This is a genomic window from Kitasatospora sp. NPDC054795 (assembly GCF_053611565.1).
This window is the reverse complement of sequence record NZ_JBSHAP010000041.1, coordinates 15,149-39,556: the sequence shown is the minus strand read 5'-3', so window position 1 is coordinate 39,556 and position 24,408 is coordinate 15,149. Positions and strand designations below refer to the sequence as shown.

Genomic DNA, 24,408 nt, shown 5'->3' with positions numbered 1-24,408 from the left:
TGGGCCGCCCCAGCTTGCCAAGTCCGGGCGGGTGCCGGGGCCGGTTCGGCCGGGATCCCGTCGACGTCGGGGCACGGAGCGCGGGGATCCCGTCGGCATCGGAGCGCCGGGACCGTGGGGCCGGGTGCTGTTTCACCGGCGCTCGGGCACGGGGTCGATCACGCCTGCGGCGGCGAGGGTCCGGTAGAGCGCGTGGTGCTCGGCGTCGGTCATCCGGCGCGAGTGCGCCGGTGCCTCGCCGCCGACGGGTGGGGGCCAGGCCGAGACCGGCGGGATCAGGTCGGAGGCGGCGTGGGCGGCGGAGCGGTAGGGGCCGCGCAGCATGAGGGTGGTCGTGCCGGGCAGCATGACGGCCCGGTGCACGAGCGTGGGCGCCAGGGTGTAGCTGCTTCCGGGGAGTTCGGTGGTGGTGACGGCCGGGCGCAGGTCGCCGGAGGTGAACGGGCCGTCGGCGCGGTCGGCGGTACGGTCGGCGGCGCGGCCGTCGGTTTGGCCGTCGGTTTGGCCGTCGGTGCGGCCGTCGGTGCGGCCGTCGGTGCGCAGGAAGACGGTGTGGAGGTAGCCGCCGGTCAGGACGCGGGCGGCGAACGGGTAGGCGTGGTCGTGCGGGAGCAGCTGGTTGCCGGGGCGGGGGTTGGTGTTGAGGCGGACCTCGTACCCGAGGTCGTCCGCCGTGGACAGGACGAGACGGTCCAGCAGCAGGGTGGTGCGGGAGGCCTCGTACCGCTCGGGGGCGAGGACGGTGGTGGTGACCAGGTAGGACAGGAGACCGCGGTCGGCGGCGAGGCGGCGGAGGACGTCGGACTCGGCGTGGATCCGCGGCAGGTCGGCGGCGCGCAGGTCGGGGATGTCCTCCAGCCGGGGTGCGGCGGCCCGGGCCGCACCGGTCGGACGGGGGCCGGTGAGGCGCGCGTGGGCGTCGGCGGCGGCGGCCCGGTACTCGTCCGGGGTCAGCGGCGCGCTGCCCGGGGCCGAGGTGGGGGCCCGGGTGGAGTCCGGGGCATGGGACGCGATGAGCTGCGCGCTGTCCGGGGAGCCCGCGAGCCGGGTCGTGGCACCCGCGTGCAGGAGGCAGACCTGGCCGGGGTCCAGGGCGCGCAGGTACTGGGGGTCGTCGTGGTCGACGTCGTCCCGGTCGCGGTAGAGGGCGAGGTCCAGGGTGCCGACGAGCGGAACGAGGGCGGTGGGGCGGTCGGCGGGCCGGGGCCCGGCGGGAGTGGAGCCGTCGGGGGAGGTGCTGTCGGGCAGGCGCAGGTGGATCGCCGGGTGGCCGTCGCGGGGCGCGGCGAGCAGGAGCAGGGTGTGGCCGGGGACGGTGCGGGAGCCGGCCGCGAGGGTGCCGGGGTCGGCCCGGTCGAGCAGGTGCAGGACCAGCTCGGTGGCGGAGGCGAGCCAGGCGTCGGTGACCAGGTGCTCCGGACGGTCGGTCAGGGCGTCAGGGTCCAGGTCGGCCAAGCCGACGGCGGCCAAGTCGGCGGCGGCCGGGGTGCTCTGCGGCGGGGTCACAGGCATGGTGATCTCCTCCATGAGGTGGTGGCCGCACCGCAGGGCCCGGGGCTCGTGGACCTCCGACAGCGGGCGGGCGTCCGTGCGGGAGGCCGTCATCGCGGCCCCCAGTTCCACGGGGCGGGGCGCGCGCCACGCAGGCAAGCAACGCGGTGGGCGGCCTGCCGGTGGGCGGCGGCATCGAGGTGGGCGCGCCGCACCGTGTCCATCACCACGTGGAGGACGACGACGTCACGCACGACCTGGTAGCCGGACCAGGCCCCGATGTAGGGGTGGTCCGGGAGCCGGCCCTCCCGTTCGTAGGAGAGGTAGGTGTCGGCGTACGTCCGGTGGTCCTCGCGCGGACCGATGAGCAGTTCGGAGCGCCAGCGGGCCGCGACCAGGTCCCACTCCCGGTGGCCGCGCGTCAGCGGGCGGCGCAGCAGGAGCCCGACGTGGACGCCGTCGTCGTGGCAGGGGACCATGCCGAGGGCGCCGAGGACGACGGTGTCCGGTGTCGGCCAGTCCAGGTAGTCCCACTCCTCGCGCAGCTGCGCCGTGTGCTCGCGCAGGAACCGGCGGGCGGCATCGTCGAGCGGGGCGTCGTCCAGTCCGTCCAGCAGGTGGGCGAACGGGTCGTGCTCCCTCAGCCACGGCGCCGACGCGGGGTCGATGCGGTGGGCGAGGGCGGTCACCCACGCGGACAGGGACGTGTCGGCGCTCGGCCTCCCGGGGTCCTGCCAGAGGGTCACGGCCCGGCCGTCGGCGGCCGCGCGGACGTCGGTGTAGTAGGGGGAGGTGACGGGAAGCCGGTGCTGCCGCAGGAACTGCGCTCCCTTGACGAGCGCCCACGCCTCGTCCAGGTCCGGGTGCACGATGGCGAGCGCGCGCGAGCGCGAGCGCGAGCCCAGCGACCACAGGTGGTTCGGGCTGTCGCTGACCAGCTCGGCCTTCGCGGGGTCGTCGCCGGTGGACACGCAGGCCTGCGTCAGGGCCTCGTAGGAGGCCGCGATGTCCAGTCTGCGGGCCGGGCTGATGGTCTTGAGCAGCGTCTTGGTGCGCGTTCCGACACTCACGGCGCAGTCCTCGGGTACGGAGTGGACGGATGGAGAGGGAAGCGGCCCTGGAGGCGGTGAGCTTGCGCGCCCCGTGCGGGCCGGGGCGGTGCTCTTCCGCCACCCGCCACCGTGTCGCTCCAGGGACGGGTGTTCCGGACTCCGGTGGCACCGGTGTGCAAAGTGCGAAGGCAGCCGTGCGCGGAGGCGACAGGTGCTACTGGAGGCCTACGAGGTGCAGGTCACGCCGGTATTCGGTCGCGCGCCGGCTGCCCGGGCAGCCGGCCCACGGCGGGCCGAGGCCGGAACTCCCGCACGAGCGCGTCCGCGCGCGGCGCCGCGACCCGCAGGTGGACCTGCTCGCCCACGGTGGCCGCCGGACGCGCCTGCTCGGGAAGCCCGATCTCGGCCCAGATCTCCTTGCCGCCCCCGGGGAGCTCTTCGACGCCGAACCGGGACACGACCGCCGTGACGAGCATCAGCCCGCGGCCGCAGGTCGCCTCGTCGGCGGCCGACCGGTACTCGGGCCGGCCGAGCCCCGGGTCGGTCACGGACACCCGCAGCACACCCGCGTCGTACCGCAGGCGGGCGGTCAGCATCACGTCCGGCCGCTCGCCGCCACAGCCGTGCACGACGGCGTTCGTACCGAGTTCGCTCAGCACGAGCTGCACATCGTCCGACACCGCCTCCTGCTGCCGACCGTCCAGGCCGAGCGTCGGCAGCGCCGTCCTCGCCCAGCAGCGGAGATCGCCGATCCGCTTCCTTTCGGCAGGGAACCTTGTCGTGATGGTGCGTGATCTCGGCTCCATCGGGCGCCTCACTCGCTCGGGGTCGGGTATCTCGGGGTACCTCGTGGCACCCTGAGAACGGACACCTCGGAGACTGGTCGCAGCGCGAAGTCACGGCGACGGTTCGTCCAACAGAACCGCTGCTCTTGAACATTGGCGGTACGTTGGGCCGCGTCGAGGTGCCTGATCAGTTCAACACCGGAGCGGTATCTCTCGGTACAGTCATCATCACGGAATGTGGTTCACAAGGTTCACATCCGGATCTGGGGAGGGACCTATGTCGGCGTCCAACACTGCTCTCCAGCAGTTCATCAGTGGTCACGGATTGAAGCTGGACGTGGTGGCACGTGCACACCGCGAGCAGGCGGCTGTCAACGGTGACCTCGGCACCCGTACGACGAAGTCGACGGTGTCGATGTGGTGCAGCGGCCACCGACGTCCGAAGGCGCGCGCTGCCGAATATCTGGCCCAGGCGCTGAGCAAGATCGTGGGACGACTGGTCACACTGGACGAGATCGGGTACGGCGAAGCACAGCCGCAAAGCCTTCCGACGCTGTCGACCGACCCGGTTGCCGCCACCACTGACCTCGGGAGGGTTCTGATGGACATCAACCGCCGAGACTTCCTCCAGCACTCCGTCTACGTCTCGGCCGCACTGGCCCTGCCACTCAGCTACGACCACGAGGCGGTCGACCGTACGCTGCGTGCACGCCAACCCGGCGCCCGGGTCGGCAAGGCCGACGTGGCCGCCGTCCGGAACACCGTGCAGGTGTTCCGTGCCGCTGACGAGCAGTTGGGCGGAGGCCACGGCTTGACCGCAGCCACCTTCTACCTCACCGACGCGGCCACGCCGATGCTCAGCGGTCGGTACGAGGACGAGAAGGTACGTCTCGACGCCTTCAACGCCGTTGCCGAACTCGCCTACCTGCTCGCGTGGAAGCACCACGATCTTCAGCAGGAAGGAGCTGCCCAGCGCTACTACCTCCTCGGGTACCAGCTCGCCTGCATCGCCGACTACCACGGCCACGGTGCGTGGATGCTCCGGGCACTCGCCCACCAGGCACTCAACCTCAAGCAGCCCGAGCACTGTGTGGCCCTCGCGGAGGAAGCCTTGCGCCGCGCCAACGGCCGTGTCGACGCCCAGACGTGGGCGATGCTGCTCATCACTAGCGCCCGTGCCTATGGCGCCACCCGGCAAGGCGGCAAGGCCGCGGACGCGCTGCTGTCCGCGGAGGACGCTCTCGTCAGGACCACCGATCCGGCCGCCGACTACGCACTGGCCGCTGGACCGGCCGGCGCCACCATCAGTTCCCACACAGGTAAGACACTCTCGGAGCTGGGCGACCACAGGAACGCCGAGAAGCACCGCCGCGCCGCGCTGGCCGGCCGTGACCCGGAGAAGTACCGGCGAGTCCATGCGCTGACGCTGGGCGAACTGGCGAGCACCCTCGACAGCAGGGGCCAGATGGACGAAGCCGTGTCCACGTGGGGAGAAGCGTTGGACCTCATGGACGGCATCACCTCGAAGCGCAACACCGAGTCCATCCAGTCCATGCGCAACACCATGCGGCGGTACCAGGCACGCGGCGTACCCGGCGCCGCCACGCTGTCGGAACGCGCCCGGAAGGCTCTCGCCGCCTGACTCATCCGGACACTGCCGGAAGGAAGTTCCGAGGCAGGCACCTGGTTTCCGATCGGGCACGGCAGCGCAGAGCCGTAGGAACGCGAATCCTGTTCACCAGCGAGCCGAACCCCTGCCGCCCCAACCGCTTTCCTCGTGGCGAGGCCATGCACTTCGCCGACCACGCCGCCGCTCTCGACGTGCTCGAGCAGGTGATCCACCAGAAGCCGAGGCCCGTGACGCCGGGCAGAACGTATCCCCGCGTGCGCGGGGCCGACGGCGCAGGCCCGGCTGCAGCTGTCGGCTCGACAGGAGCTATCCCCGCGTGCGCGGGGCCGACTCCGGAACCGACGTCGGCCGGGCGATCTCGGAGGAGCTATCCCCGCGTGCGCGGGGCCGACACTTCCTGACCTGCGGCGATTGGGCGCAGAGTACGCCAATCCATTCAGTTCGAACCCGGAGCCCCGCGTGTACGGGGCCGACGTACCAGAGACCATCTCTCCCAGCTGCGCCCTGACGAGCCGGCTGCGCGTTCGACCTGCGCAGCCCCGCCCCTGTGCGCTACTTGTCTCCCCCATGGATCTCACCCATCAGGGCCTTCGGCGGATGCGAACGCAGGTGGTCCTCAAACGCCGCCGGAGTCTCGACATACTTCTGCATCTCCGGGGTGACCGGCAGGTTTTCCTGCGTCGCCACCCCTCCTGAGTCCCGGGCAAGGACCGCTGCGGTGACACCGCCGGCTGCGATCAGCACTCCCCCCAACGCCAACAGGACTGTCCCTGCACGTCCCACCGCCATACCGGCCCTCCCCATCTCTCCTTACACCAACCCCGGCCTGTCAGCGGCGAACAACGACACGACCCTCCAGGCCGCGTAAGGTACGCGGGCGCTCGAAGCCGCCCCTCAACAATGTAGGCGGACGAACACCGTGTCGGGAGCACTTGAACAAACTGCGCGCCCCGAACCGCCTTCCCTTGCGGCGCTCTCGAAGAAGCGACCAAGGTCACCCGCCTGCCTGAACGGCGACGGTGACATCATGCGCTGGTGTTCTATCCAGACCTCACGCCCTACAGCTACTCGGACAACGACCGGGACACCTTCACCGACATGACAACGGGCTACCGATTCGTCAGCTTCAAGGTCCCCTATACACGGATCAACGTCGGCTGGCTCGACGCGGAAGAGCTCTGGAGCGCCGGCCCCGTCCCGGCAGCCTTCGCCGAGAAGCTGCAGGCTGTCCTGGCGGTCCAGGCCGTCAACGAATGCCTCGGCTATCACGACTGCGACCTCTGCCCGGACATCCCTCCGGCGGACGAGCAGACCTGGCGGCGGCCCGGCCACGTCCGCGCTTGCATCGGGAACGGCGAAATCCGCGTGCCAGCACATCAGGAAGCCGCCTTCGCCGCCCCGCGGCTGGTCGGGCACTACGTGCTGGACCACGGCTATCAGCCCCCTCAGAACTTCATCGACGCGGTTCTGGCCTTCGACCTGGACCACCCCTCGGAGCCCAGCTGGGCCCGCTTCCCCTGGATTCCGTCGGACGCAGAGGTTCTCGACGAGTGAGCCCGAAAGGAGTGCCAGTGCCGACGCCCTGATCTCTGCTTCGACTGAGCTTGTCCTACCTTTCAAGCGGGTCGGATCTGATCATTCGTAGGATCAGGGAAGCCCAGGGGTTCCGGGTATGGCTGCGAGCTTGTCGCCGCCTGATGGCTCAAACGACTTGGCCGCCCGGAGCCCCGCGACGACTCGACCGCTAACGGCCTTGTGTACGAATGAGGTCAGGGCGTGTTGGCCTGGCGGGTTGTCTGATGGGTGCTCACCTCTCGGCGGCGCGGTCGGAGACCAGGGCGGCGACTGCCGCGTAGGTCTCGTCGAAGTACTCGCGGCGTCCGAGGTAGCGCTGGAGAGTTCGCCACTGCTTGTATTCGGCGTTGGCGTGCTCGACGCAGATGCGCTCCGAGGACTGCTGGTGGCGGGCCGCGTCCCAGGTGGCGATGTCTACGGGCGCGGCGCCCTTCTTCGGTTTGAGCGGCGGGGCTTGGACCTGGTCGGGGAATTGCTTGGCAAGTCCCCGGTAGCCCACGTCGACCTTGGCCCTGACCTGGGGGTACTGCTCGAACAGCTCGCAGATTCCCTCGGTCTTCACGGCTGTCTGGTCGTGCATGCGGCCGGGTCGGAAGGCCCCGGCCCACAGGGTGCGGCCCTGCCCGTCAGTGACGACGGTGGCCTTCTTGGTGTTCTGCCGCATCTTGCCCGAGACGTAGGCGCGACGGCCTGGCTTGTTCGCCCGGGGCCGTCGAACCCGGACGTCCGTCCCGTCCAGCCGCAGCTCGACGTCCTCAGCCGCCGCGTAGGCGAAGACGTCCGCGAGAGTGCGAAGCCGTCGGTCACCCTGCCTGGGAACAGCAAAGCCACGAGCGGCCAGAAGGGGACGGACCTCGTGGACAGCCCGGGTGATCGTGGAGCGGTCCACTCCGTAGAGCAGGGCCAGAGCCCCGTGCGGGAGCTGGAATCGCAGGACGACCAGCGTGGCGATGACCCGGTCGGTGAACACCAGCTGGTGATTCGGTCCCGCGCCGGCCGCACACAACCGGCTGCGGCCTCGACGCTCGTGCAGTCGGCCCTCCTCGGCGGCCATCCACGCCTCGGCCAACTCTGCGATCAGCGAACCGAGTCGACGGCGCTGGAGCCGGTGAAGACATGATGGGACAAGGCCGTGCGGCCAAGGTGTTGCGTCACAGCAACACCCAGCCCGCACAGCCCTGTGCATGCCATGGCAGAAGCCTGATCGTGTCAGCGCGCCACGTTGTGGTGTTCCGGCACCGGCTCAACCCGAGCTCGGGAGGCCGGAGAGCAGGGCCGCGGCAGCTCTGTCGAAAGGGGCGATGCTACCGGCAGCGCGACACAGGATGTGGGCGCCTTCGAGTGTGACGATCATGAGGGTGGCCAGATCAGCGGCCTGGGACGCGCTCATTCCGGCGTGGGTGAGTTTTCCGGTGAGCTCGCCGGCCCAGCCGGCGAACCCTTCGGCCGCGACAGTGCGCAGGCTGGCCTGGTCGGCAATGGCCGCACCGCCGTCGACGGTGACCGCCGCGACTGCGCAACCGCCGCCCCCGGCGGACGCCTGCACGACAGGGCGGACGTTGCCGAGGAACGCCTCCACGACTTCGCGTGGCGTGCGGGCCGGCAGTTCGTGCAGGTGGCCGCGGACGTCCTCGGCGTTGCGGCGGGCGGCTTCGAGCGCGAGCTGCTGTTTGCCGCCTGGGAAGTGGTGATAGATCGCCCCGCGCGCGGCACCACTCTCGGCCAGGACGTCGTTGAAGGTCATCCCGGCCAGGCCGTGGCGTTGCAGCAGTCCGATTGCTGCGCTGATCATGCGGGACTTCGTGTCCGCGGCCATCGCGACCCCCTTGACTAGTACGGCCATCCTAGTCCATGCTCGCCCCACTAGGACGCACGTACTAGTAGGTGGGCTGGAAAGCCCCCGAAACCGGAGGTTCGTGATGGGCAAGACCTTTCTCTACACCGAGATCCAGGCAGCAGTGCCGTTCGATCAGTTCGACTGGCGCCAGATCAATGCCGCGCTGAAGACCGCGCCGGGCCTGATCCGCAAGACGTGGCTGTCCGGGATCGGCACCCACACCATCGGTGGCTTCTACGAGTTCGACAGCGCCGAGAACGCCCTGGCCTTCGCCCAGGGCCCCTTCGCCGAAGAAGCCCGCCGGGCCGGAGCCCCGGCAACGACACGACTGTTCGACGGCGACATCGTCAAAGACGCCAGTATCGACCTGAACTCGCCCTACTACACCTGACACCGCAGGGCGCCGCGGAGTCAGCTCTGGACACCGCCTCGCTCCACTGCCGGGGCGAGGCGGTCCCAAAGGAAAGGCATCTCGATGAACATCACGCGACACCCCGAGAACACCGTGAGCTGGATCGACCTCGGCACCCCCGACACGGAGACGACGACGGCCTTCTACACCGCGCTGTTCGGCTGGACCGTCGCCCAACCGGACCCCAACGGCTACCGGCTCTGCACGCTGCGCGGACATCTCGTCGCCGCCCTGGGGCCGGCCGAGGACGCAGGCGCACCCTACTGGACGATCAACGTCACCGTGTCGGACATCCAAGCCACCGCCACCCGCTTCACGAACCTGGGCGCCCAGATCATCGTGGCACCAACCCAAGTCGGGACACTCGGCCACTACGCCGTCGCTCTCGACCCCGTCGGCGCACCACTGTCACTCTGGCAGCCCGGAACCCATGACGGCATGCAGCTGAACCACGAACCGGGCACCTTCGCCGGCATCAGCCTTCTCACCGACCACTCCGCGAAGGCCGCCACCTTCTACCGACCAGCACTGCACTGGAACTCCAACCCCCAACACACCGAGTTCCGGCTGCCGAACGACTCCATCGCCGCCACCGGCAAGCCGCCAGGGAAACCAACAGTGCAGCGATCACTCTGGCTGGTCAGCTTCGCCAGCAACAGACCCGATGCCGACGCCGAGCAGGCCCGACAGCTCGGTGCGACCGAAGTTCGCCGGGACTCCAACGGAGACATGGTCATGCGCGATCCCACCGGTGCTTTGTTCGGCCTTACCCAGCACGTTCGATAGTCCCGCTCCGCCCGGGACGCGTTGCCCCAGGCAATCGCGCACCATGTTGTTACACCAACCCCGGCCTGTCAGCGGCGAACACGGCGACGGTGGCGACGGACGCCCCGCCGGGCCGCCAGCCGCCGACCGCTTCGGGGGTCGCCCGGCCCTGAGGGGCGTACCAGCGTCCGGGCGACCGGCGGACAGGACCGGGCGGCTGGTGTGCGCTCCGTCCGGTGTCACCTGCGGCCTCCACAGGGTGGTGCTCGGCGCGCTCCCGTCGGACGTGGCCTGCACGTCGGCGGTCAGCTGGGCCGGCGCCCGCTCGGCGGAAGCGCCGGTGGGCAGGGGCGTGGCAGGGCGTGGGCCGGCTCAGGGATTGGGCGTGGCCGTGGTCGGCGGCGCGGGCGGCTGGTTGAGCCGGCCGAAGGGGACGTGGACGCTCGGTGTGGTCCGGGCGGTGCTTTCGAGGTGGTCGGCCTGGTCGTCGAAGAAGATGTGCGGCTTGAGGACGGACATGATCCGGCCCTTGTCTATCCCGCCGAGGAAGAACGCGTCGTTCACCCGCAGGCCCCAGCGGTTCAGGCTGGTCACCGCTCGTTCATGGGCCGGGGCGTTGCGGGCGGTGACGATGGACACGTGCACGCGGATCCGGTAGGCCGGGTCCTTGCGCCGTTCCTCCTCTTCGCGCTGTTGGATCCGGTTGACCGCGGCGAGGAACTCCTTGAGCGGACCGACGTCGTGGGCGACGTCCGCGTTCGCGACCTCGTGGGCGCGGAACTCCTCGATGCCGCCGCTCTGGTAGAGCTGCTCGGCGGAGTCGTCGGCGAGGACGCCGTCGAAGTCGAAGGCGATCCGCAGGTCCGTGTCCTCCGGCTCGACCTCGGCGACCGGGCCCAGGACGTGTCCGGCGGGCAGTCCGAGGGCGACGGCCTCGCGCACGTCGTCCTGGTTCGCCGACAGGAACAGCGACATGTTCAGCGCCGGCATGAAGCGGTAGGGCGAACGGCCCTGCATGAACACCGCCCGGCTGATGGCCAGGCCGTGGGACTGGATGGAACGCATCACCCGCAGGCCGGTGTCCGGATCGTTGCGGGAGAGCACGATGACCTCGACCAGCGGGTCGTCGGCCTCGGCGAGGTCGTTCAGGGACAGCAGGCGTCGCACGAACGGGAATGCCACGCCCGGTTCCAGAGTGTCGGTGAGGTGCTCGCGCTGGTAAGCGCGGTAGGCCTCCTCACCCTGCTCACGGAAGACCCGGTCGCTCTCGGCGAGGTCGAACAGGGCGCTGGAGGCGATTCCGACGACGAGCCGGCCCGCGAGTTCGTACGGCACACCGGCCTCTTTCTCAACACATGAAACGACGGTCGCATCATCCCACTGGCCCAGGCGATGCCGGCCCGCGGGGCCTGGCCAGTGGGCCGGCGCGGACCGCGGACGGGGCGGACGGACCACCGCACACGCCGTACCGGACAGCGCCCGCGCCGACGGACTGCCGGAGGTCTTCGCTGCACCGACCGACAATGCAGCTGCACCGGAACCATCGGCCCGAGCGGGCTGCGAGCCGGTCGAACCGCGCTCGGACGGCAGCATGATCGCTGGCACAGAGGGAGCTCGACGTGGTCGGGGTCGTCGAGTTGCCGGAGCAGGGCGCGGACGCTCCGGTCGTCGAAGTTCACGTACGGTCTTCTCGTTACCAGGCACGGGGCTCATCGGCTGATCCCGGCTGCATGCGCTGACCGGTCTCCGGCCGCGGCAGGCGACCCGACGGGAGACCGTGCCAGGTCCTCGCCGGGCCAGTGGCGGTGCGGTGGTCGGAGGGAACTGATGATCACGGTGCCAGTGGTGCGGTTGCGAGGGGGATGCTGATGAGCTTGAGGTCTTCAGGGGTGGTCCGGGTGCCGTTGGGTGTGGCGGGCGGTGAGCAGGACCTTGTGGACGGTGGTGGCGACGGCGAAGTGGGCGTCGGTATCGACGGGGCGGCGCTGATGCTGGTGCCCGGGGTTTTCCCGATGCCGCCGCCGGGGTCGGCTGATGGGCTGCCGTTGGCGTAGCGCGGAGTGAAGTGCTGGCCGCCGCTGGCACCGAGGGCGCGGTCGAGGTCTCCACTTCCCGGTATTGCGGCTCCACCGCTGCGGGAAATCGGTGGTGGCAGGCTTCTTGTGTCGGCCATCCTGGGCATGTGGCTGACCGCGCGAACTTTGTCGTCGTCCGCGAGAACGGCGAGTACGAGCTGTATCTCTCCCGGTTCGGCGCGGTAGGGATCGACCTCGACCTGCTGGCCGGGCCGGCGGAGGCCCTCTCGATGGTCCGGCAACTGAAAGTTGATGACTGGTGGCTGGACGACGTGCACTGCCAGGGGGCGGCGCTGATCGACCTCGGTCGCAGGGTGCTGCTGGTGTTCGCCTGGGAGGGGCCGAGTGTCGTGATGCGCCACAGGGCTGCGGCCATGGAGCTGCTGCGGGAGGCCTGGGCGGGTTGGGAGGTGCGGTGGGCGTACGACGGTCCCGCGGAACTGCGGACCTACCTGGGGCTGGATCCTGAACTCGTTCGCGACCGCGACGTCGATGTTCTCGTCGGAGAGTTGCTGGAACCGGAGCCGGAGGACCTGGCAGACCCTGAACCGATGGTCGCGGTGGTGACGGTCGGGTCGGACCGCTGTTATGTGGTGGCGAACGTCTCCGACCATCCGATCCGGGAGGGGACTTCACTTCTCGACCGGCTGGCCAGCGGCCCGGAGCATGAGGCGTGTCGCATGTCGGCTGAAGCCGGGGTCCATGTCGATCCGGTTCGACGCCGGGTGGGCTGGTGGGTGCTCGGGGCGTCGGCCGAGGCATACGAGATGCCGCAGCGATGGCCCGGCTGGACGGTGGAATTCTGGCAGGACCGCTGGGAGGAACACGTCCGACGGTCCGGCGGCCGCTTCCAGCCGCCGCCCGTCGATCGCGAACGCGCGCTGGCAGAGGTCCGGACGGCAGTCGCACACCGACGGGAGACCCGCACGCGCCCGTAGGCGGACTGCGTCGAGCGCGATCCCCGCGGGCGCGGGGCCGACAAAAGGATGGCCGCCACTCCCGCGCCCATCCACGAGCTATCCGGCCCTGTTCTCCCGAAGCTGCCACGAAGTGACAAGTAACTCAGAGTGTCGTCAGGGCCTTGGTTTCCGTACGGGGTTCTGGAACTTCGGGGCCGGTGAGGGTAGCGAAGTCGGCGTGAGCCTGCTCGACGGCTTCTGGGTACGCCTCGCGCTTGGCGTGCTCGGCGAGCGCCCGGTAGATGCTGGCCACCGAGGGGCTCTGCCCCTTGCGCTTGCCGGTGGGGATGATCAGGTCGGGCTGGATCTGCTCGACGGACTCGCCGCCCGCGCGGCGCCGCAGCACGGTGTGGAGCATGTCGTCGGTGATGACCGGGGGCCGGCCGCCGTGCTTGCCCTTGCGGGCCGCGGTGTCGAGCCCTTCGAGCGTGGACTCGCGGATGTTCTCCCGCTCGGTCTCCGCCATCGCGGCGAAGAACGCGAACAGCAGCTTGCCGGGGCCGGTGGGGTCGTAGATGCCGGGCAGGGGCCCGGCGAGCATCTCCAGGACCAGGCCGTGGGCGGTGAGGTGGTCGGCGAGCGCGGTGAGTTCGGCGGCGTCGCGGCCGAGGCGCTTCATCTCGTACACGGTGAAGATGACCCGGCAGTGCGGGGCGTGCGCCTTGACCTCCCGCGCGGTCCGCAGCGCCTCCTCGAACTTCGGCCGTACGCGGATGCGGGTGCTGATCTTCTCGCTGAAGATCTTGCCCCTCGGGATGCCGTGGGCCGCGAGCGCGTCGAGCTGGGAGTCGAGTTCCTGCCCGAGCGTCGAGCAGCGGGCGTAGCCGATGCGGATGTCCGCGCTCGGCAGGTCCGGGTCGATCGGCGCGGGTGGCGGGGTGCCGGGCCGCCACGGCCGGCCCGGGCCGCGGTCGGCCGGGGTCGGCACCCGCAGCGCCTTCTTCAGTCGGGGCACCTGGGTGAAGCGGCGGGTGTGGTAGGCGGAGGCGACCGCGCCGCCGCGCGAGCGGCACGGCGAGCCGGGCCGAGCGTCACACTTCGGGCAGGCGCGCGCCTCGACATCGTCGGCGTCCGACCGGTCGGCGGGGGAGGGCTGCTGAGGGCTCGTCATGGGCCCAGATTTTCGCACAATGCAAGTCTCAGAAGGGGGCCCGACCTGCTTTTGAGTGAGAACGGCTTCTGAGAGTGAATCCGGGTTCGGCGGGGCTTCGGCGGCCCGTTCTTGATCTTGATCGCACAAAGGACCGTTTATGAGATTGGGAGAGACCGTGAGCCGGACGAGACCGCAATGTAGGCCAGTCCGTCGTACTCCTCCGCCAAGGAGGAAGGGCTCAGATTGAAGCGGTAGGTCCAGCGCGGCACCATGGCGCCGAAGGTTCGCGTGCCGTGCCGGCCGTTGAGCCACGCCTGTACGGCCCGCGGCGCGTCGACTGCGCTGCGCAGGTCCACGAGGTGGTTGCCGGGGTTGGCTGTAGCCAGCTGGTCCTCAATGGTGCCGGGGCGGGCAGGGCCGATCCGGTTGGTGACGACAGCGCTTGATCGGGGACGGGACCATGGGCCGGGCCATATCCGCCGGGCGCGAAAAGCGCCGCTGCCGAACAGCAGGCCGAGTGCGTAGTAGGCGTCACCGTATTGCGAGTGAAGGTGTTGTCCTAGCGCAGGTACCGCGCCACCGTGACGGCTCTTGGTGATGTGCCCGTTGTGCGCCCAGAGGGCGACCTTTGCAGACGGATCTTCGAGGATTGTCCCCACAGCGTCTGCCATGTAGCGGTCGCGTGCGGCAAAGACGGTCTGTTCCGGGTCCGCATGGTGTCTGGCGCGCGTCACCAGATCGGCGGCCTGGACCAGTACCTGGGCATGCCGAAGCGCGTCGGCTGCGTCGGGGCCGAGTCCACGGAGGTACGCCAGCACCTCCTCGGCATCGAGCACCAGGCGCCGCTGCGGATCGGGTTGCGATCCTGGGTAGGCCGTGGCGAGCACGCGGAGCGGGGAGAGAAGTCCGGTTGCGCGGTCGGGTGCCGTCCTGCGGAGGCAGGAGTCGATCACGGCCAGAGAGCTGCTGCACTGCTGTGGGTCGATGCCGATGAAACGAACCTTCTGGTCCTCTTGTCGCCCTCGGTTGTAGTCGCGCATCCACTCGATCATGGCGAGCACCTCGTGAGTCCGCCATGTCCAGAACCCCAGCCCGTCAAGCACGTGCGCGGCATCACCGACGCCGTGGCGGACATAGGCGTCGACAGCTGGGGCGGCCGACGCACTGGCCTCCATGGCCAGGGCCGAAAATCCCAGCTCTGTCACCAGGAACTCCAGCAGGCGATGCTTGAGCTGGAAGAACTCGCGCGTCCCGTGGGTGGCCTCCCCCAGCCCCACGATCCGCACGCCGTTGAGAACTTTCTTCAGTGGTTGGAGATCAGCAGTTGACTCGCCTGCAGTAAGGAAGTTCAACGGTAAAGCGGTCTGAGCCAGCCAGCACGTCACCTCGTCGGACACGGCTTTCCCCTCTGTTGCGGTCACGTTCGATGAAGCCAACCATGCCGACGTGTGCTCAGGAAGCTCGGCCGTGACGCGTACCTGTTCAGCCCTGAGGAACGGCAGCGGCCGTCGGGGAAGTGCGCGGGCCAGGCACGCTGGCCGACGCAGGCGCGAGGCTCAGGGCAAGGTGGCTGTGCATGTCCAGTTCGAACCGGCCGTAGGGGTTCACGTGCGTCCAGAACAGCGGGGACAGGGCCCGCCGGTCAGCGTCGGTGAGCCACTTCTGCCACTTCTCCTCGCTCAGGATGTCCTGGAGGAGCAGGGTGTTGACGTGCACCAGCGCGGACTGGAGGAGGTGCAGGGCGAGCATCGAGACCTCCTGGGACTCCTTGTCGGAGCCGGTCAGGTCGCCGTCCTTGCCGTAGAACAGGTCGTGGTTGGCGGAGTTCCAGTTCTCCACGACCTGGAGCCCGTCGTTGATCTCGCGCCGCAGGTCGGCGTCGGCAAGGTAGTCGCAGATGAACGCCGTACGCACCGCCCGCCCGAGTTCCTCGATCGCCCGGTACGTCGGATGCTTCGGCCCGCCGCGGGTGAAGCGGCGCAGGACCTGCTCGGCCTCCGCGGTGCCCAGGCGCAGGGCGGTGGTGTACTTCACGATCTGGTCGTACTGCTGGCGGATCAGGTCCCAGTCGATCGTCTTGGTCGACAGCACCGGCGCCAGGTTCGGCCACGTCTCGTCCTCCCCGGCTGCTGGCCGGTACAGGCGTGCCGAGCCGACGTTCTTCAGCCGGGGCAGCAGGTTGAAGCCGAGCATGTGGGCGAAGGCGAACCCGACGATGGAGGCGCCGTGCGTGTCGGTGTACTGCCGGTCGATCTCCACGTCCGTGCAGTGCCGCAGCACGCCCTCGATCATCGCGGCGACCTCGGAGGCCGAGCAGGACTTGAGCTGGCTGTAGACGCACAGCGACTTCTTCTCGACGTGCCAGTAGATCATCACCCCGGGGCCGCGGTACCGCTGGTGCCACTCGGTCATGAAGTTCGAGGACCAGGAGCCGAACTTCTTGGAGTCGCTCGCGCAGGCGGTGCCCTCGCCCCACCACGCCTGATCGCGGGCGGCGAAGGTGGCGTTGACCAGCCGCACCAGCGCCGCGCGCAGGTTGGTCCGGTTGACGAACAGGTGCCGTACCCGGCGCAGGACGGCCTCGCTCTCGCCGTGCTTGCCGGTGACCGCGACCCGCTTGATGCCCATGTTCGTGCCCAGCGCGAACAGCACCAGCAGCAGCCGGCGCCGCAGCACCGCTTTCGGTACCGCCTCCCTGGTGGCGACCGAGGTGAACTCGCCGGTGAAGCCGGTGGCGAACTCGGCCTCCTTGAGGATGTCGATCAGGTCGATGGTGCCCCAGCGGTGCTCGATCTCCGCCTTCAGCGCGACAAGGTTCTCCGGCTCCTCCTGCTTGCCCAGCGGCGAGACCTTGATCCACGGCTCGCCGTGCCGCTTGACGATGTCCACCCCGCCCGTGGTCCCCAGCGCCAGCGCCGTGTCGAAGCGGGTCAGAGCCTCCCGCAGCCGCTTCTGGAGGGCCTCGATGAACTTCTCCGGGTCCTGCGGTTGGCGGATCGCGTCGTAGTGCACGTCGCGGTTGTCCTCGAAGTCCGGCGGCAGATCGTCCTCCGGGTTCCGTCATCGGTCCGCCACCGGCACCCAGATCTCCCGGCGCCGCAGGGCGTCCCGCAGCGCCACGAGCACGCACAGCTCGTACGGGATGCGCTCGACCCGGCCGCGCTCGTCCACCACCGCCTTCCGCCACTCCTCGCGCACCACCCCCGCGAGTGGGATCTTCTCCGCCTCGTCAAAGAACGCGCCCTCCTTGGCGATGCGCTGATCCAGGTACCGCTTGAGCAGGTCGATCGCGTCCATCACCGGCCGGTAGGCGGTGTTGTTGCACTTCAGCTCCAGCGCGTTCAGCAGTGGCGAGAGCATCCGCCGCCAGTGGTTGGAGTACGACGAGCGCAGCACCGTCCGCACCCGGGCCCGGTAACGCGCCTCGTTCGCCGCGGCCTCCGCCGCCAGGGCCTTCAAGGTGGACTCCCCGGCCACCGGATAGATCACCTTGCGGACCGTGCCGCCCGGCTCCGCGACCGCCGCTTCCGCGAGCCGCAGCAGGATGCCCTCCTTGCCGCGGACCCGCTTGAGCTCCTTGTTGAACTCGCCCTCGACCTTCTTCTCCGCCCGAGTGTTGATCTTCTGCACGAGCTGGATGAACAGCTCCACCAGCGAGTCGGTGATCTCCGTCTCCCGCACGTGGCACAGCGTCGACAGCAGCGTGTACCGCACCGGCCCCGCTGCCGCCCGCAGGTCCGAGGGATACTCCTTCGCCGCCCGTGCCCGCCAGGCCGCCACCAGCTTCTTCGACACGTCCCCGAACAGCTCCGGCGGCAACTGGAGCCCGCGCACCCGCTGGAGCTTGTTCACCTCCGCCAGCAGGCTATCCAGCCCCAGTGCACCCGGGTCCGCCTTCAACTCGGTGAAGAACGTGCCCCCACCGCCCGCGCTCTCCGCGTCCGTGCTGGCGTCCTCGGCGATCAGGTCGTCCAGCCGGGACCGAGTCGCCGCCGACAGCCGTCCCACCGTGGCCGCGCAGAACCGCTCCTCGAAGGTGCTGACCGCCGAGCCCACCAGCCGGGCGATACGCCCGGGCGTCGGCGGCTCCAGCCGGTCGTTGCGGCAGCGGGCCACCACCGCCTCCGCGAGCCGGTCCCGGTTCAGCTCCACCCCGCACAGCTCGACCGCCAGCCACTCTGCGAGCTGGGCCTGGTCCTCCTTGGTGCACTCACGGAAGCCGAACGCGCCCCGGATCTCCGTCCGGTGCCGCTTGATCGCCCGCCCCGACCAGTCGTACGCGGCCCACTCCTCCGCGGGCACCTTCACCTGCTGAGCGACGTAGGACACCGCCGGCACCGGAATCTCCCCAGCGTCCTCCGGGAACCGGGCCTCAACCTCGAAGAACTTCAGCAACAGCGCGAACCCCAACCGGTTCGCCCCCGACTTGTTCCGCAGCCGCTCCTGGTCCTCCTCCAGCAGCGTCCAGACCTCGATCAGGTCCTCCGGCTCCCACTCCTGCCGCACCCCAGGCTCCTTCCGGTCGTCATGACCGGACCAACCTCGCCGAGCAGGTCCCTCGATGAGCCCAGAAGATCCAAAACTCTGACAAGCAGACCCCAGATCCGCTACAGAGAGCTACTTGTCACTTCGTGGCAGCTTCGGGAGGACAGGGCCTATCCCCGCGTGCGCGGGGCCGACACTTCCTGACCTGCGGCGATTGGGCGCAGAGTACGCCAGTTCATTCAGTTCGAATCCGGAGCCCCGTGTGTACGGAGCCGACGCCCCAGAGACCATCTCTCCCAGCTGCGCCCCGGCGGGTCGGCTCTGAACCGTCGACAGCATCGTACGGGCTGCTGAAGTCAGGTGTGGGTGCAGAAGGACGGGTTCACCGGTGAGGACCGTCGGCCAGGGCCCGGGACCGGAGCAGCTGACGCAGGACAACGTTGAGCTCGGCGACGCCGCCGCCCGGGCACTGCCCCAGCGATCGGCTGACGGCCCGTCGCTGTGGCCGTCCTCGGCCTCCCCATGCCTGCACATATCAGCGGAGTTTTCAGCGAGGTCACCGTTTAGCGGGCTTACACCACGATGAGGCTGGTGGGTTTCGCATTGGCCCGAAAGACACGGGGCGCCGCCGGTCTTTCAGAAGGCATCTGGGGGCCGGGAAACCATAGGCGTCAGCCCGGTGCCGACGGACCAGCGCAGACCCCACCACATCGACAGTCCAGGCCGGTTTCCTGCGGATGGACCGAAACGACCGCTACGTGGGCAGCCCCTGCCTCGAACCGCTGGTCGCCCGCCCGCCGTTTGACCGGCACACCGCAACCCGGGTCGCCATCGAGCAGTACGCCTGCGCACCCGACGACGTCCAGGATCTGGAGAAGGCCGGCGACGGGCAGGTCCGCTCCCCGTCCGGTCCTTCTGGTGAGACCGACGTCCCGTACGCGCCGACTCCGGCACGTACCGGCCCTTCGCACTTCCTCGTCAAGAACGCGCATCCCGGCCGCCTCCGGCTGCCGAGCCGGGTGAGGTGTCCGGGATGCGCCTCCCGTCGGGATCAGGTCGTCGGCCACTCCCACACGACGGTCTCCAGGTCGGCTCCGCGCAGGCCCTTGAGCCGGACGTCCGACACGGGCTCAAGGTCGAGCTTGACCAGCGGGTCGCTGATCAGGGTCAGGCGCGGTTCCCCTCCGCTGCCCTCGTTGAGGTGTTCGGCGACGAGCAGGATGTAGTTCTCCCCCTGTTCCCGGGCGCGGTTGTACTCCGCGACGGTGAGGGTGACGACGCTCGGTCGGGCGCCGCCGTGTGCCTTGATCTCGTAGTAGCGGCCGGCGCTGTCGACCGCGTCGGCTCCGACGTTCTGCTTTCCGCGCTGGTCGAGGCTTTCCGCGTCCTCCCCGAGGACGGCGGCGAGGGTTCGGATGACCAGGGCCTCCTTGGAGCTGCTGTCCTGGAATCCGTGCCGAGCGGATTGCTCGCGGGGTACGGCGCCGCCAGGCCTGGGGGTCGACAGGCCGCCGGCCCGGGTATGGGACGGCCGCTGCGGCTGGGTCGGGAGCGGTCCCCCCGTGGTGCCGGCAGCCGACCCGGTCCGGCGGGCGGTGGGTTGGCCGAGCCGGTCGATGCCGACCAGCCTCGGTGGCTCGGGCACGACCGCGTTGCGCGGCTTCGGCAGTGCGGACGCGGCTGTCGCCGCCGTGTCGCCCTCGGGGGTCGGCCGGGGCGCGGGCACCAGTGCGGCGGGCTTCGCCGGGGTACGGCGCGCGTCCTGCGCCGGCTTCGGCGAGGCGCCGGGCTTCGCGGGCGCTGTCGCCGCCCGCAGGGAGCGGTCGCGCAACAGTTCGTCCCGGCGCTGCTGTTCCTCGAAGTCCCGCTGGCCGGCCGAGGTGAGGGGTACGGCGTGACCGGTGGTGGCGGCGTCCTCCTCCCAGAAGTCCCGCCAGTGGCGGGCCACCTGGCCGCGGAATCCCGGGAAATGGCAGGCCACGGCGGCCCCGGTGCCCAGTCGGGAGAGCAGTTCCGTCGGGGCGGAGAGGAACAGCGCCTTGGCCGACTGGTCGATGTGCGCGCCGACTGGGATCTCCAACGGCTCGCGGTCCTTGCCCAGGTCCAACCGGACGCGCAGACCCGGCAGGACGCGCACCTCCAGGCCCGCGAGCCAGGCCCAGTCCGTGAAGGACTCGGCGGCCGCCGGCTCGTCCCGGACCAGGCGGTCCTGCAGAACGGTGACGGCCCGCCGAAAGCTCTCGGTGAGACCGGAGTCGGGGACCGCCGTGTCGGGTTCCACGGCCTCGACCGAGGCCAGGTCCAGCTCCTGCACGCCGAGCGGGCCGAACAGCCCGGCGAACTGCTCCACGTCGCCGCCCGGCTGCCAGAGCGGGACACGATCGGCCAAGGCCACCTCGACCGACCGGTGGGCGGCCACGGCGTAGACCGAGTTCTGCTGTTTGACCCACCCGGCGCTGGTCCACAGCGGCAGCCAGCGCAGCTTCGACCTCAGGCCGGGCGTGATGCTCGCACCCGCGCCGCCGACCAGCCTGTTCAGCGACCGCAGCGCCTCCAGCATCAGCCGCTCCCCGTCCCCTCCCGTCGGGGATCCGCCGGCCGCGAGCTCCTTGAGGGCCTCGACCAGGTCCTCGGGCCCCGGCTCCCCGATCCCCAGGACCTGCCAGAGCGGCAGCAGCTCGGGACCGGGTGGGACGAAGGCGCGCAGGCCGTACAGGATGGCGGCGCCCCGGAAGCAGTCCCCGGGACGGCGCCAGCCGAGATCGGTGAGGACGAGGGCGTCATCGCCCCGCAGTGCCGCCGTCACCCGCTTCTCGAGCTGCGCGCGAGCGGTGTCGCCCGTGCGTTCCGCCAGACGCCTGGCGAGCGCGCGGTAGACCAGGTAGACCTCGGCCCTCAGCGCCTCTGCCGTGGCTCCGGTGCCCAACGGCCGCTTGCGCAGCCGCCGGAGGCGGTCGATCAGCTGGGGGACATCCGGGTCGCCGACCACTCCCAGGGCGGCGAGCACGTCGGCACGGTTGGCCAGCACGTGCTGGAGCTCCGCGTGCACGTAGTTCGGCTCGTCCTGTCCGTAGAGCGCTTCGGCGTCGGGGGTGCGCAACTGGAGGTGGCCGGGACGGCACAGGTTGCCCTTCTCGTCCTCCAGCCATGCGCTGTCGCGCAGGTTCCAGACCCACAGCGCGGGAACGGAGCCCTTCACGGTCCAGCCGTGGTAGGCCGTGGCGGCCTCGACCGTCGCCTCGGGGCCGGTGATCAGCTTGGCCAGGGAATGGAGCAGCGCGGCCGCACGCCGCCGCCGCACGTCGACGTCGCGCTCGGCGGTGATGTCCTTGACGACTCGTTCGAGGTCCAGCGAAGCCCGGTCGTCCAGAGTGTGGGTGGCCCGCAGCCGCGCCACCGCCCGCCTGCGGTTGCCAGGAGACTGCCAACTGTCGTGGGGAAGCCCCACCCGCGTGTCGCGGGACCGGTCGTACTTCTTCACACCCTGCAGAACCGGGGCCAGCCGGGGAGTGTCGGCCACACCCAGGAGACGGAGGAACGCCGTGGGACTCAGCCCACCGCTCTGCGAGACGGGCAGAAGCGTCTTGGCGTAGGAACGATGCGCCCAGAGTAGTCCGGGGGTCCTGCGCGCGGCGGTCGCGAACCGGTCGCCTCCCGAACTCTCCAACGACCGGGGGAGGTAGAGCCGGTCCGGTGCCGCCTGGCAGGCCTTCTCCTCACCGTCCGCGCCGTACTCGTACGCGTCGAGCCGCACGGTCCGGCCGATTCCCGGGCCCAGTCGCTCGCGCTCCGGGGCCGGGAGCTCGGCCAGGGCCCGTTGGAGCAGGACCAGCCGGTCGGGTCCGGAGACGTCGGTGGCCGGCAGACGGCCGCCGGTGCTCCCCAGGTGCGCGAGGCGGCGCAGGACGGCCGCGGTGTCGTCACGGCGGACCAGGTAGCCGCTCCTGCTCAACCAGCCGGTGACCCGTCGGGCCGCGTCGTCGTCGCTCCAGTAGGCGGGATGCAGGTCCCGGAGAATGCCCAACGGATCCAGCAGTCCGGTTCCCCGACTGTCGGCGAACAAGTGCTCGTACGGCGCGAGCCTCTGACCGTCGGCCGTGGCCAGGCACGCGCGGAAGCGCAGCGTGAACTCCAGGCCGGCGCGGAGAGCGACGGCGGTGAGGCGGACCGTGCGGTCGACGTCGTAGGTGGACCGTTTGAGCAGTCCGACCGTGTCCCCGACCTCGATCTCGTCCGGGAGCTCCACCGGACCGGCGGTCCTCCAGTCGGAGAGCACCTCGCGCCAGCGGCCGTCCCGGTCGCGGGCGGCGCCCGGGAAACAGTGCTCCAGCTCCGCGAGCTGTGCGGTGTCCCGCTCCGAGATCACTCCGGTGAGCTCCTGCGCCTCGACCGCGAGGCCGGCGAGCGGGACGGCCGCCCCGTCCGGCACCCGCAGTGTGAGCGCGGCGGCCACCTCCTCCCTGGCCCGCTCCAGGAACGTGCTGACGAGACGGTCGGGGAGCCCGGCCTTGCCGTGGGCGGAAGGCTCGGTCAGGGGCAACAGGTGCCAGGCCGACGGCTCCACCCGTTCGAGGACGTCGAGTACCGCGGCCTGCCACAGGTCGGCGACGACCGGGACCAGTGCCGAGTTCAGGATGCTCGCGGCGAAGCCCTCGCGGCTGACGATCGGGTCGAACTGCGAGTGCACCCGGGCCGAGACAGCCAGCGGGGCCACCGGCAGTCCCGCATGGACGTACCCCGTGGCCGCTCCGTCCATCGGCAGCGCCACGGCCACCGGAACGGTGGGACCGAGCTTCTTGTGGAGGCGGCGCCACTCGGGCCGGGACGGGATCAGCGTGTCGTAGACGCGCCAGAGGGCGCCCCCGGTGGTCCGGGCCTCCCGCACCCGGACGGCGTGCTCCGCGCCGTCGACAGGCAGGCTCAGGGAGGTGGCGTTCTGCCAGCTCAGTCGCAGGACCCTCTGCTTCGGGCCGGTGGGGTCGGCGGTCGCCACGGTGACCTGTTCGAGGTGGCGCAGGAAGAGCAGGGAGCTGTCCTGCCAGTTCTCGAACCACTCGAGGAGTTCCTCGGCCGCGAGGACCCCGGGGTCGAGCGGGATGCGGAAGACCGTCCATTCCGGCCCCGAGATGTCCGCCGGCAGGCGTAGGAGGTCGGCCGGTTCCAGGGTGATGCCGGCGAACCGCACGTGGTACGGGTGGCCGTGCACCTCCCAGGAGGTCGAGAGCAACCGGAGTGTCGTCAGGCCGATGCCGAACCGACCGGTGCTCGCGGAGTCCAGTCGCTTGCCGCTGATCCACGGCAGCCCGAGTCTCGGGATGTCGGCCAGGCGCAGGCCGCTGCCGTTGTGCGCGATCAGGAGCTCGGTCGGCCGCCAGTGGAAGCGGATCTCACGGGCTCCGGTGTCGTCGGCGTTCTGGACCATCTCGGAGAGGACCTGCAGCCGGTCCGAGGAGAGCGTCTCGGCGCCCTGCTGGGCGCCCTCCGCCATCTGCCGGAAGAGCCCTTTCACCTCACGGATGCCTTTGTCGAACAGCCCGATGGCGCGGGCGGCCTCCTCCGGTGTCCGCGCCTCGACACCCGGATCGGGCTTCCCCTCCAACAAGGCCTGTACGGCCTCGGCCAGTTCGTCGTTCCCACCCCTGGTCAACTGCGTCTCCTCCTGGATTCGGTCCTGGGGAAAGGATCTGCATGCGACCGGTGGTTCGAGTCACGGCCCTTCGAATCCGGCCACATCCTGACGGCCTGGGAGGCACTGGTCACCGTGATGACCAGCGAGGCCTGGTCAGGCTCTGCCCTGACCAGGCCTCGACCAGGTACGCATTCCCGGCTGAAAACGGGCAGCGGAAAGCGTTCGGTGTCAGTGGCGGATGCATCGGCTCACCCGATCGGAGTACGGCCTGTGGGCTCACCCTCGCCGGCGCCCCGACAGGCTGTTCTAGGCCACGGCAAGTCCGCTTCTGAGTCGCTTGGGTCGCTGAGTCGCTCACTTCGCCGGGCAACGGGCCGGAGGTCTCGCTCTCGGCCTGGCACGAGCGTCTCCGGCAGGCAGTGCCACAGCGACCGGAGCGACTGACGGCCCGGATCCTCCGCCCGTTCCGTCAGCACGGATCCGGGGCTGCCGGTGTGCTCTGCCCGGAACCGGGCCGCAGGATCGGTCGCCGGAGCGAGCTACCGAAGCGACCCAAGCGACTCGCCCCGGGACTTTCCGGCGGACCTGACACGCCCGACACGCCGGGGGATACGCCCTGA

At 70.2% G+C, this 24,408-nt stretch carries 17 protein-coding genes and 1 pseudogene; 6 read left to right on the top strand and 12 right to left on the bottom strand.

The annotated features are described in order from the left end of the window. Positions 1-132: 132 nt before the first annotated feature. The 3 genes from ACWGJO_RS16980 to ACWGJO_RS16970 form a co-directional block, all read right to left on the bottom strand. Positions 133-1,605, bottom strand: a complete 1,473-nt coding sequence (locus ACWGJO_RS16980) for a hypothetical protein (RefSeq protein ID WP_452184538.1) — start codon at positions 1,603-1,605, stop codon at positions 133-135. Next, entirely contained in the window at positions 1,602-2,561 is a 960-nt protein-coding gene (locus ACWGJO_RS16975) for a hypothetical protein (protein ID WP_452184536.1), read from the bottom strand. The genes ACWGJO_RS16980 and ACWGJO_RS16975 overlap by 4 nt, the downstream gene beginning before the upstream one ends. Positions 2,562-2,782: 221 nt before the next feature. Further along, positions 2,783-3,349, bottom strand: a complete 567-nt coding sequence (locus tag ACWGJO_RS16970) for an ATP-binding protein (protein WP_452184534.1) — start codon at positions 3,347-3,349, stop codon at positions 2,783-2,785. 256 nt (positions 3,350-3,605) lie between these two features. Between ACWGJO_RS16970 and ACWGJO_RS16965 the strand changes: the two genes are divergently transcribed. Beyond that, on the top strand, positions 3,606-4,970 hold the full coding sequence (locus tag ACWGJO_RS16965) for a tetratricopeptide repeat protein (RefSeq protein WP_452184533.1): 1,365 nt from the start codon (positions 3,606-3,608) through the stop codon (positions 4,968-4,970). A 540-nt stretch (positions 4,971-5,510) separates the two neighbouring features. On the opposite strand, the gene ACWGJO_RS16960 is transcribed toward ACWGJO_RS16965, so the two are convergent. After that, a complete protein-coding gene (locus tag ACWGJO_RS16960) occupies positions 5,511-5,702 on the bottom strand; it encodes a hypothetical protein (RefSeq protein WP_452184531.1) in 192 nt (63 codons plus the stop codon). 291 nt (positions 5,703-5,993) lie between these two features. Here ACWGJO_RS16960 and ACWGJO_RS16955 point away from each other — a divergent pair, with 291 nt between their 5' ends. Then, positions 5,994-6,512, top strand: coding sequence for a DUF7919 family protein (locus tag ACWGJO_RS16955; RefSeq protein WP_452184530.1), 519 nt, complete (start codon positions 5,994-5,996; stop codon positions 6,510-6,512). Positions 6,513-6,765: 253 nt separating this feature from the next. Here the strand turns inward: ACWGJO_RS16955 and ACWGJO_RS16950 are convergent. Both ACWGJO_RS16950 and ACWGJO_RS16945 read right to left on the bottom strand, forming a co-directional pair. Beyond that, a pseudogene (locus ACWGJO_RS16950) lies at positions 6,766-7,724 on the bottom strand (transposase family protein). Between the two features lie 52 nt (positions 7,725-7,776). Next, on the bottom strand, positions 7,777-8,349 hold the full coding sequence (locus tag ACWGJO_RS16945; protein WP_452184528.1) for a TetR/AcrR family transcriptional regulator: 573 nt from the start codon (positions 8,347-8,349) through the stop codon (positions 7,777-7,779). Between the two features lie 103 nt (positions 8,350-8,452). On the opposite strand from ACWGJO_RS16945, the gene ACWGJO_RS16940 reads away from it, so the two are divergent. Both ACWGJO_RS16940 and ACWGJO_RS16935 read left to right on the top strand, forming a co-directional pair. Further along, entirely contained in the window at positions 8,453-8,761 is a 309-nt protein-coding gene (locus tag ACWGJO_RS16940; RefSeq protein WP_452184526.1) for a hypothetical protein, read from the top strand. 84 nt (positions 8,762-8,845) lie between these two features. After that, positions 8,846-9,568 carry a VOC family protein gene (locus ACWGJO_RS16935; protein WP_452184524.1) on the top strand — a complete coding sequence of 241 codons (723 nt, stop codon included), beginning with the start codon at positions 8,846-8,848 and terminating at the stop codon, positions 9,566-9,568. 351 nt (positions 9,569-9,919) lie between these two features. Here the strand turns inward: ACWGJO_RS16935 and ACWGJO_RS16930 are convergent, their stop codons facing one another. Further along, positions 9,920-10,882 (bottom strand): 5'-nucleotidase, encoded by a 963-nt coding sequence (locus ACWGJO_RS16930; RefSeq protein ID WP_452184522.1) that lies wholly within the window; start codon positions 10,880-10,882, stop codon positions 9,920-9,922. A 527-nt stretch (positions 10,883-11,409) separates the two neighbouring features. Here ACWGJO_RS16930 and ACWGJO_RS16925 point away from each other — a divergent pair. Both ACWGJO_RS16925 and ACWGJO_RS16920 read left to right on the top strand, forming a co-directional pair. Further along, entirely contained in the window at positions 11,410-11,601 is a 192-nt protein-coding gene (locus ACWGJO_RS16925; RefSeq protein ID WP_452184520.1) for a hypothetical protein, read from the top strand. A 128-nt stretch (positions 11,602-11,729) separates the two neighbouring features. After that, positions 11,730-12,560 carry a hypothetical protein gene (locus tag ACWGJO_RS16920; RefSeq protein ID WP_452184519.1) on the top strand — a complete coding sequence of 277 codons (831 nt, stop codon included), beginning with the start codon at positions 11,730-11,732 and terminating at the stop codon, positions 12,558-12,560. Between the two features lie 124 nt (positions 12,561-12,684). Here ACWGJO_RS16920 and ACWGJO_RS16915 read toward each other — a convergent pair whose 3' ends face one another. The 5 genes from ACWGJO_RS16915 to ACWGJO_RS16895 form a co-directional block, all read right to left on the bottom strand. Beyond that, a complete protein-coding gene (locus ACWGJO_RS16915; RefSeq protein ID WP_452184517.1) occupies positions 12,685-13,692 on the bottom strand; it encodes a recombinase family protein in 1,008 nt (335 codons plus the stop codon). Between the two features lie 137 nt (positions 13,693-13,829). Next, positions 13,830-15,071 (bottom strand): erythromycin esterase family protein, encoded by a 1,242-nt coding sequence (locus tag ACWGJO_RS16910; RefSeq protein ID WP_452184516.1) that lies wholly within the window; start codon positions 15,069-15,071, stop codon positions 13,830-13,832. Between the two features lie 85 nt (positions 15,072-15,156). Beyond that, on the bottom strand, positions 15,157-16,686 hold the full coding sequence (locus ACWGJO_RS16905) for a transposase (protein WP_452184514.1): 1,530 nt from the start codon (positions 16,684-16,686) through the stop codon (positions 15,157-15,159). Positions 16,687-16,734: 48 nt separating this feature from the next. Then, positions 16,735-18,180, bottom strand: coding sequence for a DUF4158 domain-containing protein (locus tag ACWGJO_RS16900; protein ID WP_452184512.1), 1,446 nt, complete (start codon positions 18,178-18,180; stop codon positions 16,735-16,737). Between the two features lie 1,030 nt (positions 18,181-19,210). Next, entirely contained in the window at positions 19,211-23,806 is a 4,596-nt protein-coding gene (locus ACWGJO_RS16895; protein ID WP_452184510.1) for a sacsin N-terminal ATP-binding-like domain-containing protein, read from the bottom strand. Positions 23,807-24,408 lie beyond the last annotated feature (602 nt).

What these genes read in the sequence shown, in the direction of transcription:
- ACWGJO_RS16980 (WP_452184538.1), bottom strand. Translation starts at nt 1,605, where the DNA reads ATGACGGCCTCCCGCACGGACGCCCGCCCGCTGTCGGAGGTCCACGAG.
- ACWGJO_RS16970 (WP_452184534.1), bottom strand. Translation starts at nt 3,349, where the DNA reads ATGGAGCCGAGATCACGCACCATCACGACAAGGTTCCCTGCCGAAAGG.
- ACWGJO_RS16965 (WP_452184533.1), top strand. Translation starts at nt 3,606, where the DNA reads ATGTCGGCGTCCAACACTGCTCTCCAGCAGTTCATCAGTGGTCACGGA.
- ACWGJO_RS16945 (WP_452184528.1), bottom strand. Translation starts at nt 8,349, where the DNA reads ATGGCCGCGGACACGAAGTCCCGCATGATCAGCGCAGCAATCGGACTG.
- ACWGJO_RS16940 (WP_452184526.1), top strand. Translation starts at nt 8,453, where the DNA reads ATGGGCAAGACCTTTCTCTACACCGAGATCCAGGCAGCAGTGCCGTTC.
- ACWGJO_RS16935 (WP_452184524.1), top strand. Translation starts at nt 8,846, where the DNA reads ATGAACATCACGCGACACCCCGAGAACACCGTGAGCTGGATCGACCTC.
- ACWGJO_RS16925 (WP_452184520.1), top strand. Translation starts at nt 11,410, where the DNA reads ATGCTGATGAGCTTGAGGTCTTCAGGGGTGGTCCGGGTGCCGTTGGGT.
- ACWGJO_RS16915 (WP_452184517.1), bottom strand. Translation starts at nt 13,692, where the DNA reads ATGACGAGCCCTCAGCAGCCCTCCCCCGCCGACCGGTCGGACGCCGAC.